Annotated in this window: 1 rRNA gene; it reads right to left on the reverse strand. The window is 49.8% G+C overall.

Going from position 1 to position 444, the window contains the following annotated elements:
* Positions 1–170: 170 nt before the first annotated feature.
* Positions 171–444 (reverse strand): 23S ribosomal RNA (locus SB689_RS22555); the annotation flags it as partial.

The following is a 444-nucleotide window of genomic DNA, read 5'->3' on the forward strand; positions in this document are numbered from 1 at the left end:
CTATGGTCGTCAAGAAATTCGGTAGTCAGGTCGTTTTCTCTTGCGAGATCACGCTCCAGCGAATGGGTATGCAATAGATTTGTGTGTTTCGTTTCGAATTTTCGACTTTGTATCGTCTTCACACACCGCAATCTGGCCTCTTTCGAGCTCGCAAATTGCTTGGGTGTTATATGGTCAAGCCTCACGGGCAATTAGTATTGGTTAGCTCAACGCCTCACAGCGCTTACACACCCAACCTATCAACGTCGTAGTCTTCGACGGCCCTTTAGGGGATTCAAGATCCCAGTGAGATCTCATCTTGAGGCAAGTTTCCCGCTTAGATGCTTTCAGCGGTTATCTTTTCCGAACATAGCTACCCGGCAATGCCACTGGCGTGACAACCGGAACACCAGAGGTTCGTCCACTCCGGTCCTCTCGTACTAGGAGCAGCCCCTCTCAAATCTC

Origin of the sequence: Chryseobacterium sp. SIMBA_038 (assembly GCF_046535115.1) — a bacterium.
Lineage (GTDB): Bacteria > Bacteroidota > Bacteroidia > Flavobacteriales > Weeksellaceae > Chryseobacterium.